Origin of the sequence: Kitasatospora sp. NPDC101235 (genome assembly GCF_044767505.1) — a bacterium.
Lineage (GTDB): Bacteria > Actinomycetota > Actinomycetes > Streptomycetales > Streptomycetaceae > Kitasatospora.
Genome location: NZ_JBIWNZ010000033.1, coordinates 1 through 14,810, shown reverse-complemented (window position 1 = coordinate 14,810; position 14,810 = coordinate 1). Strand labels below are relative to the sequence as shown.

General features: G+C 70.2%; 12 protein-coding genes and 3 pseudogenes. 7 read left to right on the top strand and 8 right to left on the bottom strand.

Annotation, left to right across the window (positions count from 1 at the left end; genetic code table 11):
• Positions 1-92: 92 nt before the first annotated feature.
• Positions 93-1,280, top strand: coding sequence for a cytochrome P450 (locus ACIRRH_RS36570; protein WP_403076242.1), 1,188 nt, complete (start codon positions 93-95; stop codon positions 1,278-1,280).
• A gap of 461 nt (positions 1,281-1,741) precedes the next feature.
• Here the strand turns inward: ACIRRH_RS36570 and ACIRRH_RS36565 are convergent, their stop codons facing one another.
• Positions 1,742-2,407 carry a hypothetical protein gene (locus tag ACIRRH_RS36565; protein ID WP_403076240.1) on the bottom strand — a complete coding sequence of 222 codons (666 nt, stop codon included), beginning with the start codon at positions 2,405-2,407 and terminating at the stop codon, positions 1,742-1,744.
• Between the two features lie 486 nt (positions 2,408-2,893).
• Positions 2,894-3,091 (bottom strand): annotated as a pseudogene (locus ACIRRH_RS36560) (hypothetical protein); the annotation flags it as partial.
• Positions 3,092-3,174: 83 nt separating this feature from the next.
• Between ACIRRH_RS36560 and ACIRRH_RS36555 the strand changes: the two are divergent.
• A complete protein-coding gene (locus ACIRRH_RS36555) occupies positions 3,175-3,492 on the top strand; it encodes a hypothetical protein (protein ID WP_403076237.1) in 318 nt (105 codons plus the stop codon).
• Positions 3,493-3,532: 40 nt separating this feature from the next.
• On the opposite strand, the pseudogene ACIRRH_RS36550 reads toward ACIRRH_RS36555, so the two are convergent.
• From ACIRRH_RS36550 to ACIRRH_RS36535, 4 genes and pseudogenes are all read right to left on the bottom strand, one after another.
• Positions 3,533-3,724: pseudogene (locus ACIRRH_RS36550) on the bottom strand (IS256 family transposase); the annotation flags it as partial.
• 91 nt (positions 3,725-3,815) lie between these two features.
• Entirely contained in the window at positions 3,816-4,019 is a 204-nt protein-coding gene (locus ACIRRH_RS36545; RefSeq protein WP_403076236.1) for an EF-hand domain-containing protein, read from the bottom strand.
• Positions 4,020-4,981: 962 nt separating this feature from the next.
• Positions 4,982-5,305, bottom strand: a complete 324-nt coding sequence (locus ACIRRH_RS36540) for a DUF817 family protein (protein ID WP_403076233.1) — start codon at positions 5,303-5,305, stop codon at positions 4,982-4,984.
• 301 nt (positions 5,306-5,606) lie between these two features.
• Positions 5,607-6,521 (bottom strand): LysR family transcriptional regulator ArgP, encoded by a 915-nt coding sequence (locus ACIRRH_RS36535; RefSeq protein WP_403076230.1) that lies wholly within the window; start codon positions 6,519-6,521, stop codon positions 5,607-5,609.
• A 67-nt stretch (positions 6,522-6,588) separates the two neighbouring features.
• Between ACIRRH_RS36535 and ACIRRH_RS36530 the strand changes: the two genes are divergently transcribed.
• Positions 6,589-7,200 carry a LysE/ArgO family amino acid transporter gene (locus tag ACIRRH_RS36530; protein WP_403076228.1) on the top strand — a complete coding sequence of 204 codons (612 nt, stop codon included), beginning with the start codon at positions 6,589-6,591 and terminating at the stop codon, positions 7,198-7,200.
• Between the two features lie 230 nt (positions 7,201-7,430).
• Positions 7,431-7,610, top strand: a complete 180-nt coding sequence (locus ACIRRH_RS36525; RefSeq protein WP_403076225.1) for a hypothetical protein — start codon at positions 7,431-7,433, stop codon at positions 7,608-7,610.
• Positions 7,611-7,746: 136 nt separating this feature from the next.
• Here the strand turns inward: ACIRRH_RS36525 and ACIRRH_RS36520 are convergent, their stop codons facing one another.
• Entirely contained in the window at positions 7,747-8,217 is a 471-nt protein-coding gene (locus tag ACIRRH_RS36520; protein ID WP_403076222.1) for a hypothetical protein, read from the bottom strand.
• A gap of 560 nt (positions 8,218-8,777) precedes the next feature.
• Between ACIRRH_RS36520 and ACIRRH_RS36515 the strand changes: the two genes are divergently transcribed.
• The 3 genes from ACIRRH_RS36515 (at position 8,778) to ACIRRH_RS36505 (ending at position 14,436) form a co-directional block, all read left to right on the top strand.
• Entirely contained in the window at positions 8,778-10,388 is a 1,611-nt protein-coding gene (locus tag ACIRRH_RS36515; protein ID WP_403076219.1) for a hypothetical protein, read from the top strand.
• Positions 10,389-10,781: 393 nt separating this feature from the next.
• Positions 10,782-12,215: a M20/M25/M40 family metallo-hydrolase gene (locus tag ACIRRH_RS36510; protein WP_403076216.1), complete on the top strand. Its 1,434-nt coding sequence runs from the start codon at positions 10,782-10,784 to the stop codon at positions 12,213-12,215.
• Between the two features lie 40 nt (positions 12,216-12,255).
• Positions 12,256-14,436 (top strand): pyridoxal phosphate-dependent decarboxylase family protein, encoded by a 2,181-nt coding sequence (locus ACIRRH_RS36505; RefSeq protein ID WP_403076213.1) that lies wholly within the window; start codon positions 12,256-12,258, stop codon positions 14,434-14,436.
• A 161-nt stretch (positions 14,437-14,597) separates the two neighbouring features.
• On the opposite strand, the pseudogene ACIRRH_RS36500 reads toward ACIRRH_RS36505, so the two are convergent.
• Positions 14,598-14,810: pseudogene (locus ACIRRH_RS36500) on the bottom strand (hypothetical protein); the annotation flags it as partial.

Here is a 14,810-nt window from a genome sequence, read left to right as displayed (position 1 = left end):
CCCGAGCTTCCCGATCATCCGATGATGCTACCGCCCGACCTGCCGCGGTACGGTTCCTCGCACGAACATTCGAGCTGGTAGTGGGGGCGGCGATGGGCGCGACGACGGCAGAACGGCACGAGAGCAGACTGCTGTGGGCCAGCCGGCCCGCCCTGTGGGCGCTGACCAGGATCACCATGGCACGGCCCTTCGGACCGATCCGGCGGGTGCCCCGACTGGGCTGGGTGGCGAGCGAACCCACCCTGATCCGGGCCGTACTCAACGACCACGAGCACTTCACCCTGCTCGGCGAAGGCGGCGTGGGCCACCTGTGGGAGCAGGTCCTCGGGCCGTACGTCACCCGGCTCTTCGACGGCGCCGGCCACGCGGACCTGCGCCGACGCGCCCGGGACCTGTTCACCGAGGAGAACTCCGCCGCCCTGCTCGAACGGGCCGCCGGGCCGGTCTACGCCGACGTCACGGCGCGCCTGACCGCCGGCAGCCAGGTCGACGTGGCCGCGGCCGCCCGGCTCGTCGTCGGCCGCCTGATGGCCGACCTGCTGGGCCTCCAACTCCCGCCGGACAGCCCGGACTCCACGTACCTGGAGACCTTCGCCGCGGGCGAGCGGCTGGCCGCGCTCGCGCTCGACACGGCCGCCTCGACCGAACTGCCGCCGGAGCGGATCGAAGCGGCCAAGGAAATCGTCAGGTCACTGACCAGCGGCGTCCCGGCGGCCTACGCCAGTGCCGAACCCGACACCCTGCTCGGCCGCTGCCGCGATGCCGGAATCACCCTGGAGGAGGCCAGCGGGCTCGCCTCGCTGCTGCTCGTCGCGGGCACCGAGACCGCCGCCAGCGCGATGGCCCGCACCGTCGCGCTGATCCACGACACCAGGCAGCAGGAACCGCTGCGCGCCGACCCGGGTCTGATCCCCGACGCGGTCCGCGAGGGCCTTCGGGTGACCACGCCCGCGCCGGTGATCGGACGGCACGTCACCGCGGACGTCACCGTGGCCGGCCGCCGACTGTGCAGGGACGAGCGGATCCTGCTCGTCACCTACGCAGCCGACAACCTGGCCGGCGGCTTCGACCTGGCCCGCCCGTACGACCCGCGCTCGCGCCAGCTCTGGTTCGGCGCCGGCCGACACCTGTGCCTGGGCGCGCCCATCGCGCGGGCCGAGATCGCCCGCATGGTCGAGGCGGTCTGCGCGGCGGGACGCCCGTACCGGATCATCTCCCGCAGCTACGCCCGGAAGGTGATGATCCCCTCCTACGCCTCCCTCGTCGTCGAGCTCGAATGACTGAATGACAGTCAACTGCTAAGAAAACAGGAAGTCTTTTACGGCAACCCAGCTGAGCCCGACACAAGCCTTCAACGCCAACGACACGCGCTTTCAGCAAACCCCGGCCGACATGACCGGCCACCTCACACGCCGACCACTGAAGGCAACCGACGTCGGCACCGAAAGCCAGCCGCCGCAGGTCGTCGACGCGGGGAACTGGGTGCCGGCGGCACGCTGACGTCGGACCAGGCAGACGCGATCCGCGCGGGACAGCACCACGCGCACCCGCGCCCTCACTTCCCGCCGCTCACCCCTGCGCCTGGCTGTCATGCCCAGTTTCGCTCGCGCACGGGGTGGTCACCAGGGTTCGGACCGGCGAGCAACGACAGTTACTGGCCGGTCCGACCTCTGGTCGTCGTACTCGCCGGGCCGTGACCGGCCAGGGCGTCCGGGACGGGCGGGCGAGGACCATGCGGGGGTCAGGGGTTACAGGTGGCGGGGGTGGTCGAGGTGTTGGGCTTGGTACACAGAGGGCCCAGGCCCGTGCGGGCGTCGGGGCGGGTGATGAAGGCGAGCGGCCCTGCGTTGTGCTCACCGTTGAACGGCGTGGTGCCCGTGAAGCCACAGGCTGCCGCGTCCCTGGGGCTGTTGAACCAGAACCCGACGTGGAAGGTGTTGGTGGGCTTCAGGGCGGCATCCGGGTCGAAGCCGAAGATCTGGTCGAGCAGGATGGTCTGGATCCGAGCCCGGCCCTCCCCGTGGTGGTCGGTGTGGAGGTCGGACTGGTACCAAGCCAGGCCGAAGCTGCCGGTGAAGGAGGGATCCGGGCTTCCGTCCGCCAGCTGGTTGCTGCGCTGGACCGTGAACAGGTCGAAGTCGAGGTCGGGCTTGAAGTCGTGCAGCTGGATTTCCATGGTGTCGTTCAGTTCACCGCGCCGCACCTCGGCCTCGACGCGCGGCGTGCTGCCGTTGGCGGACAGGCACGGCAGGAACTTGGTGTTGGGAAACAGCTGGAACCGGGTCGTGTCGTTCACGCGGACGTGCGGCGTGAGAGCAATGGCAGTGCCCGTGCCGGAGAGGGTGAGGCTGGCCAGTGCCAGCGCGAGCCCGAAGACGCGACTCGGGCGAAGCCGATGCAGGGACATGAGTCTCCTTCAGAGAGGATGAAACCCTGAGTCATTGAACGTCACACACAGTGACTTCGGTTCGACTTATACCACCCCATCACCTGACAATCCGTACCAACGCGCCGTCGGTCCCAGCCTCTGAGGCATCCAGCCCCTCCCCGGGGCCGTGTCGCCCATCTCCATACGGGGCAGCCCGAGGACGTGCCCGGCCCCCTCCAACCCAGCCGCACCCTCCAGCCGCCACGTCTTGTGCCGCACCGCGCAACTCCTGCCCCCGAGGCGCGTCCAGCACGGCGGACGCTTGGCCGGCACCGAAGACGTCACCGAAACGATGTTCCTGACGCGCGCTCAACTCGGGCACCACCGAAGCCGGCCCACCGACACATGTAGGACCTCGCCAACGCCTACCGCGACTGGCTCACCGCCGCTTGACAGCCAATAGGAGCATCAACGCTCAGCCCGCGTGGACGTAGCGGGAGGTGGTGGAGGTCCTCCGTCTCTGCAGCGGACCTCCACCACCTCCCGCGCCAGCACCGAGACACCCGACAAGAGCACCTGGCCAGCCCACCGCACGATCAAACAGTGCCTTCGGCCCCTCCATATGTGCCGTCCACGCCCGCCCGCGCAGGAACGCCCGGGACTTCCGGCCATTTCGTGGTCCTCGCACGCGTGGTAACCGTACGCGTCGGGCATCTCCCGCGCCGCACGGCCGCAGGAAGCGCTCCACGGCCCGCGCTGACGCCGAACACGCCCGCGAGCACGAGCGGGAACAGGCCCGGACCGCTGTGACCGACGCACAGCAGGCCGAGCGGGAGGCCGCCGGCCGGGCGGGCGGTGCCGAGCAGGAGCTACGCGGCGCCAGGTCAGCCCGAAAGCGGGCACAGGACGAGGCCGATCGGGACCGGGCCGCGCTCGCCCGGGCGCGCGAGCGCGACGACCGCACGCAGGACGCGCTCGCGCGGGCCGCCAATCATGTGGGCACTGCCGAGGCCGCCGCTGACGCGGCCCCTCGCGAGGCCGCATCGGCGCGCGAGGCCGTGCGGGAGCCGGCCGAGCGGCTGCACCGACTGGAGGAAGACAGCGGCGAAGAGCAGTCCGATTGACGAGGACGGCCTGCTGTCCGAGGCCGACTGGTGGGTTGAGTCAGCGGTGGCCGGCGGAGAGTCGGCCGTCGAAGGCGATCTCGAAGGCGTTCAGGGCGGCCTTCCACCGGGTCATCCAGCGCTTTCGGCCTGCACCGGTCGGATCGAGGGACATGATCGCCATGTAGACACACTTCAAGGCCGCCTGCTCGCTCGGGAAGTACCCGCGCGAGCGGACGGCCTGGTGGAGCCGGTGGCACCCGGTGTGTACCGACGTCCCCACTGGTGACCGAGGCGGTTTACCAGCCGATCAGTAAACCGCCTCAGGCTGATTTCCCGATGAATTATCGGATGAACCTGGAGAATTCCTCGAAGCTGATCTGGTCGTCGCCGTTCTCGTCGGCGAAGTCGAAGGCTGCGCGAGCGTTGGCATCGCTGACCTTGGGGTTCTTCTGGAGGAAATCCTTGAACTCGCCGGCGGCGATGTAGCCGTCATGATCGGTGTCGATCTCGTCGAACTGGCGCCGAACGCTGTCCCTGTCGCTCATTTCCACTCCTCTACGTCGGAAAATTCTGGCGTTCCGAAGCATAGGCGGAAAAGCCGGGGGAGGGCGGGATGAAGAGGCCGAATGGCCCTGTTGTGCTGATCGCACGGCAGGGCCATTCGGGCGATATCATGCAGCCGCCGCTTCGAGCGACCGCTCCGGCGACGGCTTGCCGGCGCCACGGAGGGGCCCTCGACCCGGCCCGCCCAGGACAGGGCCAGCAGGCCCACCACGGCCCGAGCGGCAGCCACCACGAGCAGGGCGCGGCGGCCCGCCGACAGGGGAACAGCACCGCCCCCGTGCCGGCCGGCGCGAAATTGTCAGCCTCGTCGCCACCAGGCTCGTCAGCCGCCCCATCCAAGTGCCATACCGCAGCCACCCACTGACACCTCTGACAACCCAACTGTCATCTCACGGCGACCGGTCCGGTTGAGCGGTCGGCCCGATGTCCGAGGCCGACCGGTGTTTGAGTGCCTGCTTGCTGCTCACGCGCCCTGGTAGGGCATCGTCGTGTCGCCTCCGAGCGGGGCCCAGCAGGGCGGCGGCGCCCGTCGGCCCGACACCACGTGCGGGCCGAGGGCCCAGCAGCCGGCCGACGTCGCAAAGGTGAGGCGCACGACCAGTCCCAGGCCGTGCCCTGCACGTAGGTCACCGTGGCGGCGGCGCCGGACGGCGAGAGGCTGACTCGGGCGGTGTTGCCAACACGAGGCTCCGCTGATGCTCGCTGGGCAGCCCGTTGAAGCTCCTGCCGACGGCGCCACCAGGTGATGCCGTCGGCTTCCTTGCGCAGCACGATCGCTCTTCTCCGTTCCGGATTGCCGTTCCGAATTAATGTTCCGAGTCGTCGTGGCGAAGCGTCAGGCAGCCAACCGGAAGCCGCCCTGGACCGTTGTGGTGGGAAGCCGCGGGCGCGGGGCACCATCGCGCCGGCTCAGGCCGCGCCCTCCGGAACATCGTCCTCCGGTTCAGGCCGTGGCCACCGGCGCGCGGCGGCCCGGGTGGTGGGCGGCGGCCCCGACCACGCACAGCACGCTGATCAGCAGCGCCCAGGCACCGAACTTCTCGACCGACACCGGCTCCCAACCATGCATCTGGTACGGGTACCGCCAGGCACCGGCGTAGGTGGCGATGTTCTCCGCCAGCCAGAGGAAGAAGCCGATCAGCACGAAGCTCAACGGCATCGGCATCCAGTAGGTGTGCCGACCGACCGTGTAGTGCACCCGGGCCCCCGCCGTCACCGCGACCAGCAGGGCGGCCAGCGCAGGTCGGGCACCCAGTGGTGGCTGCAACCGGTATGTGTACCGGGCATGCCCGGCCACGTCGTCGGCTATCGGCGTCGTCGTCGTGATCCACAACCTGACACCGGCCACTGACAACGGAAGAGAGCGCAGGTCAGAACATGTTGCGCAGAGAGCTCCGCCACTTCGCGGCTCCGAGCCAAGGACCCATTCCTCCCCGGCCTGAAGGCCGAATGCTCCTGGGAGAAATCAGGTGAATTTCGCTCGGTCGGTCATGGAAGAAGTCCCGGCCGCCTCAGCCGTCCGGGCCTTCGCCGCCCCGTGGTTGCCGTTTCGGTTGCGCCCGGCACACCTACTGCAGGGCCCGCTCCGCTTCCGCCGCCACCGCCGCGGCGACAGCTGCCAGCGCGGGCGAGTCGAGGCGCCACTGCTGCCAGTAGAGGGGAACCTCGACCGTGCTGCCCGGGAGGAACTGGACCAGCACGTCACTGCGCAGCCGGGGCTCGGCCTGGCTACGCGGGACGAGGCCCCAGCCGAGACCGGCAGTCACGGCATCGGCGAAGCCTTCACTGGAGGGGACGTAGTGCCGCCGCCGCAGGCTCGCTCCCCGACCACCGGTCAACTCAGCGACGAAGGCGTCCTGCAGCTCGTCACGGCGGTCGAAGCAGACCACCGGCGCCTCCGGAAGCAGCCGGGCCGGGTCTCCGTCGAGCCAGCGGGCAGCGAACTGCGGCGTAGCCACCGGGAGGTAGACCATGGCGCCCAGCCGGTGCACCGAGCAGCCCGCCACCGGATGGGGCGAGGAGGTGACCGCGGCCATCACCTCACCCGCGCGCAGCAGCGTGGTCGTGTGCGCCTCGTCCTCCCGTCGCAGGTCGACGTGGACCCGCGCGTCCTGCGCGAGCGAGGCCAGCGCAGGCACGAACCAGGTCGCCAGCGAGTCCGCATTGACCGCGATCGGCAGCCAGGAGGGACCCGACGGCTCGGCGCCCTCCCCGCCCTCGGGCATCCCCAGCGCGTCACGCGCGTCGTCCTCCAAGCGGGCGAGCTGACGGGCGAAGCGTACCACGACCTGGCCCGACTCGGTGGGCCTCACCGGCCGGGAACGTGTCAGCAGTACCCGTCCGGTCCGCTGCTCCAGCGCCTTGATCCGCTGGCTCACCGCCGAGGGCGTCACGTGCAAGGCGGCCGCCGCCGCGTCGAAAGTGCCCTCGTCGACCACCGCGAGCAGTGTCCGGACGAGGTCGTGGGGCAACTCAGCCTTCATGACCGCTAATGGTACGTAAAAATCTTTAGCTGGCCTTGTGCCGCGTCGACTGCCTACGGTGGCACTCATGGGAAGCACGCTCACCGCCGCCGTGGCCGGATTCGGAACCGGCCTGTCACTCATCGTCGCCATCGGGGCGCAGAACGCCTTCGTCCTGCGCCAAGGCGTCCGCCGAGAGGCGGTCCTGCCGGTGGTCGCGATCTGCGCAGCCTCCGACGCGGTACTGATCGCCTGCGGCGTGGGCGGGCTCGGCGTGCTGATCACCGCGTGGCCGGCGGCACTGACCGCGGTGCGTGCGGTCGGCGCGGCCTTCCTCCTCTGCTACGCCGTGATCGCAGCTCGGCGCGCCTTCCGAGCCTCCCGCCTGGAGGGCAGCGGACCCGCCGTCCGCTCCGGCCGCCGCGCGGTACTCAGCTGTCTCGCGATGACCTGGCTCAACCCGCACGTCTACCTCGACACGGTGCTCCTGCTCGGCGCCGTCGCGGCCACCCACGGCACGCTGCGCTGGCAATTCGCGCTCGGCGCCGCACTGGCCAGCCTGTGCTGGTTCGCCGCCTTGGGCTTCGGCGCCCGCCTGCTCACCGGCTTCTTCCGCCGTGCCTCCTCCTGGCGCGTCCTGGACGCCCTGGTCGCAACGACGATGCTGGTCACCGGCCTTTCCCTGGCCGCAGGGGCCTGACTGGACCTCTGCTGCGCATCACCACGCCCGCACAGGACTCGCCCGGCTCTGGTCACACCAGTCCGCCTCCGGCACTCGGCCGCCACCCTCGCGCTCACCGCCCACAACGGGGCGACCGCGACGGGCTTCGCCCAGGCCCTCACCGAACTCTCGGCGCAGGTCGAGATCGCAACCGGGATCTCCCTCCACCCCGAGCCGATGCTGGTCGGCGCTTGGGCATAAGGAGTCCCGTGGGAACCAAGACCTCCACGACGGCCGAGACCGTACCCCTGCACACCGCCGTCAGCCGCCACGACAACGGCGAGCGCCGGCGCTTCGCCTGGGCCACCGGCGCCCCGCAGGACGTGTCCGCGGTGCGCCGCCGGCCGCGGCCGACGGCAGCCAGCCCGATCCGACCTCGCTCAAGGTGACCTGGGACGCGCCGCTGGACGACGGCGGCAACAGTGCGGCCGTGATCTTCCGTCGGTACTGACGGGACCGCAGCGCCGGAATCGCCGGATCCGGCTGGATCGCCCTGGGCGGGCGACGGCGGTGACGTGCAGGCAATCAGCTCGTGGCGGCGGTGGAGCTCGAAGCCGTGGCGTGTCTCAGCAGGTACCGGTTCCCGATGTCGGGATCGCCGAAGAAGAAGAACAGTTCCAAGCTCCTGTGCGCATCGCGGCGTGCGTAGAAGCGCCACGTGTACGTCAGGGGCGCGGCGAACGTCCCTCTGACCGCCGGCGAGGCTTCGCGCGTTTCCGCCCCTGTCCGGGTCGTCATGGTGACGACGACGTCCTGCCCGCCGGCCCGGTCGGTCAGCTCCCAAGTTCCCGTGCCGGAGAGCCGCCAGCCCTGGTCGAAATCGAAGTCGTGGCCGTCAAGGCGCTGAACGAGGGCCGTCCCGTCCTGGTTGAGCGTCAACCGCGTCTGCTCCGCGCCCTCCCAGATGCCGGCTGCCTCGGCTGCGGCTGCGTCGTGAAGCCCGGTGCCTTCGTAGTACTGGTACGGGCCGGCGCAGGCGCACAGAACGGACAGCATGGTGGCCGCGCCTCCGAGGGCCCACCTTCGTGACCTTCTCCGCCCCATCGCCAGTCCTCCCGATCGCCGTCCGTCCGGCTGCCGATGTGGGCGAGCCTTGGGCGTACACACCCTGCCAGGATTATTGAACATGTTCAACTTGCATTCCGAGGCATCCGGCCAGAGCGCCCAGGCCGGTTCGCTCCACCTCGATGGGCGAGTGACGTTCGGTGAACTCGCGCGGTCGAGATCATTTGGCAAATGGTCGAGATCACTTGTCGCAGGACACGCAGTAGTCTGCGAGCCCTGGTCAGGTCACGATGAGTTACGGACAGTTCCGGTGATCCGGGTACGGCGCGTACGTCCGGGCGAGAACAGCCGAGCCACTCCCGGCCGACCGCCTTCTCCCGGGCTCACCTCCTGCTCGCCGCCCCCTCGCTCCCGGACCGGCCATTGGCGCGATCGACCTCCGCGGCCTGCGGGCCCTGCGCCGCGCCGGAATGCGTTTGACGCCGGGTCGGCCCACTGACAGAGTGCTCCCGCCACGAGATTGAACACGTTCGAAAGAGGGGGGAACCTGCATGTCAGCCACCATTGGCGGGCGCCTGGCCGCCACGCTCGGTGCCGCCGCCGTCGTCCTGATGACCATCGGTGCGCCCACAGCCACGGCCGAGAACGGGCAGTCGACCGTGACCGACCCCAAGGCCGTCCCGAGCCCAGGCTCGCTCGCCACCGGCGTGTCCACCGACGCCTGCGACGACACCACAGCGCCGGGCTGGATCACCACCACCGAGCCCACGCTCACCGCGCGCACCACCGCACCCGGCGCGCGCTTCAAGGTGTGGAACGCCGCCGGTGCCAAGATCTTCGACCACACCGCGCAGACGGCTGCCGACGGCACCGTCCGGGTCCAGCCCGCGGGCCTCGCCGAGGGCGCCGGCTACTCCTGGCAGGTCTGGCCCGACTACGGCCCGGGCGGCGGGGAACCGACCGCGGCCTGCCACTTCGGAGTCGACGCCACCGCCCCGCAGTTCACCGTCGAGTCCACCGACTTCCCGGCGTCCGCCAGCGGGGCGACCGCGCTGAAGTACGCCGGACAGACCGGAACCTTCACCGTCAAGGGCACCGACCAGGGCTCGGGCGTGGCCTGCTACCAGTACGTCCTGAACCGCACGCCGAGCGTCGGCTCGCCGTGCCAGGGCGCGGGCACCGTGGCGGCCGGCGCCGACGGCACCGCGACCTTCCAGCTGAAGCCGACTCAGTGGGGCACCAACATCCTCACCGTGCAGGCCGTCGACAACGCGGGCAACACCACCCCGCCGGTCACCTACACCTTCTACGCGCCCTCGAACCCGAACCCGCCGGTCGCCCCGGGCGACGTCAACGGCGACGGCGTTCCGGACATCCTGCTGCCCGACAGCGCCGGCAACCTCCAGATCATCAGCGCGGACGCCGCCACCACCGTGCCGACCTCGACCGTCGCCGCCGTCCGCGCGCCGGGCGACGCGGGGTGGAACGGCCTGCAACTGCTGCACCGCGGCTGGGACCAGTCGCACGCACCCGTGGACGACCTGATGGTCCATAAGCCCGGCAGCGCGGGCATCTCCCTCTACCGCAACTTCGACATGGGCGCCTTCGCCCACGGCACGATCTGGTTCAAGCGGGACGTGGACCCGTTCGACCCGCCGGTGGTCCCGGAGGGCTTCACCGCCGACTGGTCGAAGGCCACTCAGCTGGTGGCCGTGGGCGCGCTCGGAGCGGACCAGCGGACCTCGATCCTCACCGTCGAGGACGGCAACCTCTGGCTCTCCACCGATCCCGGCTTCCTGTACGGCTACACGACCTTCGTGAAGGTCTCCACCTCGGGCGCCTGGGCCGGCTACGACCTGATCGCCCCGGGCAAGGCGGCCGACGGTTCGCTCGCGCTCTGGTCGCGCAACCGGGCCACCGGCGAGCTGCGGACGCACCCGATCGCCAAGGGCGCTGACGGCACGTACGACTTCACCGCGCTGGCCGACCCCACGGCGGGCACGGTGATCGGCACCTTCCCGGTCGCCGAGTACCCGACGCTCGGCAGCTCGGGCGACGGCAACGGTGACGGGCAGCCCGACCTGTACGCCGTCACCGCCGACCGGCACCTGCTGACCTTCAGCGGCGTCTCCAACCCGAAGGACCTCGGCGTCCTGCGCTGATCCCGGTGATCGAGGGCCCGTCCGACCGGACGGGCCCTCAGTCCTGTCACGCCCCTGGGAACGAGGCCGCCGGGCGGCGGGGGCGCGGGGTGCCCGCCTCGGCGCGGGCACCCTGGTGCTGACCCAGTGCCGACTTCACTGACGCATCGTCAGGCCGAATCGGGGCACGCGGCACGCGCCAAACACCCGGCATACCGGAGCCACCACCGCGAAGGGCGGCGAGCCGTACGGGCTGGTGGACAAGCGCCGCCAGGAGCCTCCACTACTCCCGTCGGGTGGGTCGTTGCCGTTTTGTGCACGTCGCTGGCCGGTCAACGGCAGTTCGCACCCTATCCATATCTCGCACGATGCGAACCGGAGCAAGTGTTTCCGGCCGAGGCAGGAGGAGCGAGCATGGGACCGAGCACGCCGAGCGGTGACGGGCAGGGGCTGCCCGAGAGGGTCAAGGGCCTGATGGGCGGAATCACCGACGACCTGATGGAGCTGGTGAGGAAGAAGTCGATCTGCGCACCGGAGCACATGGCGTCGGTGCGGGAAACCGCGAAGTACGCGGCGGACCTGTTGAAGGCGGCCGGGCTGCACCAGGTCGACCTGGTGGACATCGGTGGCACCCAGCAGCCGGACGGGAAGGTCGCCGAGCACTCCCCGCTGGTCTACGGCACCTACCGCCGCCCGGACGCGGGGCCCAAGACGCCCACGGTGCTGCTCTACGCCCACTACGACGTCGTGCCCACGGACGAGACCAAGTGGCCGGAGGCCTTCACACCGGAGAAGGGCGAGAACAACCGGCTGAAGGGGCGGGGCGCGGCCGATGACAAGTCGGGCGTGATGATGCATGTCGCTACCTTGCGGGCCTTCGACGGCAAGCCCCCCGTGCACCTGACGGTGGTGCTGGAGGGGGAGGAGGAAGCCGGCCACGGGACGCTGGAGGAGTACGTCAAGGCCCATCCCGAGAAGTTCACGGCGGATGTGATCATCGTCGCGGACGGCGGGAACAGCAAGCTGGGCGAGCCCACCCTCAACACCTCGCTGCGGGGTTTCGCCGCGCTCAACGTCACGGTCACCACACTGGAGCACGGCACCCGGCACAGCGGCATGTACGGCGGCCCGGTGCCGGACGCCTTCATGGCGCTGGTGCGGTTGCTGGCCCGGCTGCACGACAACGACGGCAACGTCGCCGTCCCCGGCCTCCGGTCCGAGGTCTGGAACGGGGTGCAGCCCGTGGAAGCGGACTTCCGCGCCGAGGCGGGGGTGAAGAAGGAGGTGCGACTGATCGGCACCGGTTCGTTGGGCAGCCGGCTGTACACCAAGCCGTCGGTCAACGTGGTCGGTCTCACCTCGAAGCTCCCGCCGCACGACAAGCCGGTCAACCAGATCATCGACACGGCCACGGCACGGATCAGCATGCGTCTCGCGCCCAAGGAGGACCCGGTCCAGGCCGCGGAGCGGCTGAGGGAGTTCCTCAACCGGGACGACGTGAAGCCCTGGGGGCTGGACGTGGAGGTGTCGGGCGAGGCCGAGACCGGCAGGGGCTTCCTGGCCGACACCACTGGACCGCACTACAAGACTGCGGAGCAGGCCCTGGCGAAGGCCTATCCGGGCAAGACGACGCAACATGCCGGTCAAGGCGGCTCGATCCCGCTGGTCAGCCTCCTCCAGGAGAAGAACCCGGACGCGGCGGTGCTGGTACTCGGCTGCGAGGAGCCGCAGTGCCTCATCCACGCCCTCTACGAGAGCGTCAGCCTGGACGAGTTGGAGCACATGACGCTCGCCGAGAGCTACCTGCTGGACATGCTCGGCAGGGAGTCGAACCCCAGCAGCTCCTGACCGCCCGGACTCGACCACCGCTCCCGGAAGGAGCCGCACCATGACCGACCACAGCGCGACGACCACCCGTGCCCTGTTCGCCGAGGCCCTGGAACGCTACCGGGCCGACTTCGACCTCGCCGACGCCCCCGGTACCTCGACCCTCGCCGCATGGTTCCTCGGCCCTCGGGCCGAGAACCAGGGGCTGCTGGAGGACCTCGTCCTGGAGGCGGTCCGCGCGAACGCCGCCGACCGCCGTGAGCTCTATCCGCACGACCCCGCCTACGTCACCGACGAGATGAAGGCGACCGACGGCTACGACCAGGACGTCAAGACCCTGCGCGCCGAGTTCGACACCCTGCTGAAGTCCCTGCGCAGCTCGGTCCCGGCCTACAGCTACCGCTTCCAGGGCCACATGAACTGGGACCTGACCATCCCCGGCATCGTCGGCTACTTCGCCGCCATGCTCACCAACCCGAACAACGTCGCGGGTGAGGCCTCCCCGGTCACCACCATGCTGGAGAAGGCCGTCGGTGAGGACCTCTGCCGGCTGCTCGGCTACGACGTGCACACCTCCTGGGGACACATCACCTGCGACGGCACCGTCGCCAACCTCGAAGCCGCCTGGTCCTCCCGCAACCTCACCTACCACCCCGTGGCCGTCGCCGAGGCGATCCGCCGCGAGCACGACCTCACCGCGGCCCGCAAGCTGACCGTACCCCTCCCGGACGGCACCGAGCACCTGCTCGCCGACCTCACCCCCTGGCAGCTGGTGAACCTTCGGCCGGAGACCGTGCTGGACCTGCCCTCCCGGATGCGCAAGGAGTACGGGCTGACGGACACCCAGCTGGCGCTCGTCAACAAGTACACGATCCAGAACCTCGGGTACGAGTCCTTCCGCGCCTACCTCAAGGACGAGGTGGCCCCCGGCGTGATCCTGGCCCCGGCCACCATGCACTACTCCTGGCCCAAGGCCGGCGCCGTCCTCGGCATCGGCCGCGACCGGCTGCGCACCGTCCCCGTCGACCTCGACGCCCGGGCCGTCCTGGCCGCGCGCCGCGAGCTGCTGGAGGACTGTCTTCGCAAGCAGGAGCCCGTGCTGCTGGACGTCGCGGTGATCGGCAGCACCGAGCTCAGCGCCGTCGACCCGCTGGCCGGAATCCTCGACCTGCGCGAGGAGTTCGCCCGGGCGGGCCTGTGTTACCCCGTCCACGCGGACGCCGCCTGGGGCGGCTACTTCGCCGCCGTCAAGCGACCACCCCGTGTCGCTCCGCACGGCTGGACGAAGCCGCGGATCACCCCGGACCTGGCCATGAGCGCCTACGTCAACGACCAGTACGACGCCCTCGGCCGGGCCGACTCCATCAGCATCGACCCCCACAAGGCCGGCTACGTCCCCTACCCGGCCGGTGGCCTGTGCTACCGCGACCGACGCCAGCGCGACCAGGTCGCCCTGGGGGCCGCCTACCTCGACCAGGGCGACTACGACGCCAGCGTCGGCTTCTTCGGCATCGAGGGCTCCAAGCCCGGTGCCGCGGCCGCCGGCGTCTACCTCAGCCACCGTGTGATCGGCAACGACGCCGCCGGCTACGGACGCATCCTCGGCCAGGCCCTGTTCAACAGCAAGCGCCTCTACGCCGCCGTCCGCACCATGGCCCGCCCCGGCGACCCCTTCACCGTCACCGCCGTCCAGCGCCTGCCCACCGAACGGACCCCCGGCACCGACCCGAAGGACATCGCCGCGCAGATCGCCTACATCCACCAGCACATCGTGCCCAGGAGCAACGAGGAACTCCTCCAGGACCAGGACGCCATGACACTGCTCCGGGAACTCGGCTCGGACCAGATCATCATCGGCTACGCCTTCAACCCCGTCATCGACGGCAAGCCCAACACCGATCTGGAGAAAGCCAACGAACTCAACCGCCTCATCGGCTCCCGGCTCAGCATCCAGCCGAAGGTCGTCCAGTCCGACATCCCGTTGCCCCACGAGATGCCGCCACTCATCCTCACCGCCTCCGAGTTCGACCCCGCCGTCTACGGCAGGCCGTTCGTCGACGCGTTCCGCGCCCGGCTCGGCGTCCCCACCGGAAGCGAGCACCTGCCGGTCAAGTACCTGATCTCCACCACCATGGACCCCTGGATGACGGACACCGCCACCGGCGACTTCATCCCCCAGATCATCGACGCCCTGCGGGAGACCGTCGTCGACTGCATCAACGCGATGCACCCGGTGACCTGACCCACCCCCACCCCACACCCAGGCGGGGCCGCCGACACCCCCGGCGGCCCCTCCCAGGCACCCGACACCAGGGAAGAGCCATGCCCAAGCCCGCCTCCCCCGCCACCCCCGAACTCCCCAGAGGGAGTTCTGGAAGGATTCGGCAGCATCGAGAGGACATCTCATCTGGCGAGCCTCCGGGTGCAGATCAGGGCCGCTGCGATGCCGGCGAAGGCGGCGAAGTGGTCGGCCTTGCGTTCGTAGCGGCGGTGGAGCCGGCGGAAACCGCCGAGCCAGACAGTTGGGTCGGCCGCGCGGCGAGGTACCTGCCCGTGGCAGGTCCTTTTCCGCGCGGCCTCCCGCCGAACCGGACATGACGGTTTCCCTGTCATCCG

Coding starts and splice junctions, on each gene's coding strand:
- ACIRRH_RS36505 (WP_403076213.1), top strand. CDS start 12,256: ATGACCGACCACAGCGCGACGACCACCCGTGCCCTGTTCGCCGAGGCC.
- ACIRRH_RS36530 (WP_403076228.1), top strand. CDS start 6,589: ATGGGAAGCACGCTCACCGCCGCCGTGGCCGGATTCGGAACCGGCCTG.
- ACIRRH_RS36515 (WP_403076219.1), top strand. CDS start 8,778: ATGTCAGCCACCATTGGCGGGCGCCTGGCCGCCACGCTCGGTGCCGCC.
- ACIRRH_RS36535 (WP_403076230.1), bottom strand. CDS start 6,521: ATGAAGGCTGAGTTGCCCCACGACCTCGTCCGGACACTGCTCGCGGTG.
- ACIRRH_RS36565 (WP_403076240.1), bottom strand. CDS start 2,407: ATGTCCCTGCATCGGCTTCGCCCGAGTCGCGTCTTCGGGCTCGCGCTG.
- ACIRRH_RS36570 (WP_403076242.1), top strand. CDS start 93: ATGGGCGCGACGACGGCAGAACGGCACGAGAGCAGACTGCTGTGGGCC.
- ACIRRH_RS36520 (WP_403076222.1), bottom strand. CDS start 8,217: ATGCTGTCCGTTCTGTGCGCCTGCGCCGGCCCGTACCAGTACTACGAA.
- ACIRRH_RS36510 (WP_403076216.1), top strand. CDS start 10,782: ATGGGACCGAGCACGCCGAGCGGTGACGGGCAGGGGCTGCCCGAGAGG.
- ACIRRH_RS36545 (WP_403076236.1), bottom strand. CDS start 4,019: ATGAGCGACAGGGACAGCGTTCGGCGCCAGTTCGACGAGATCGACACC.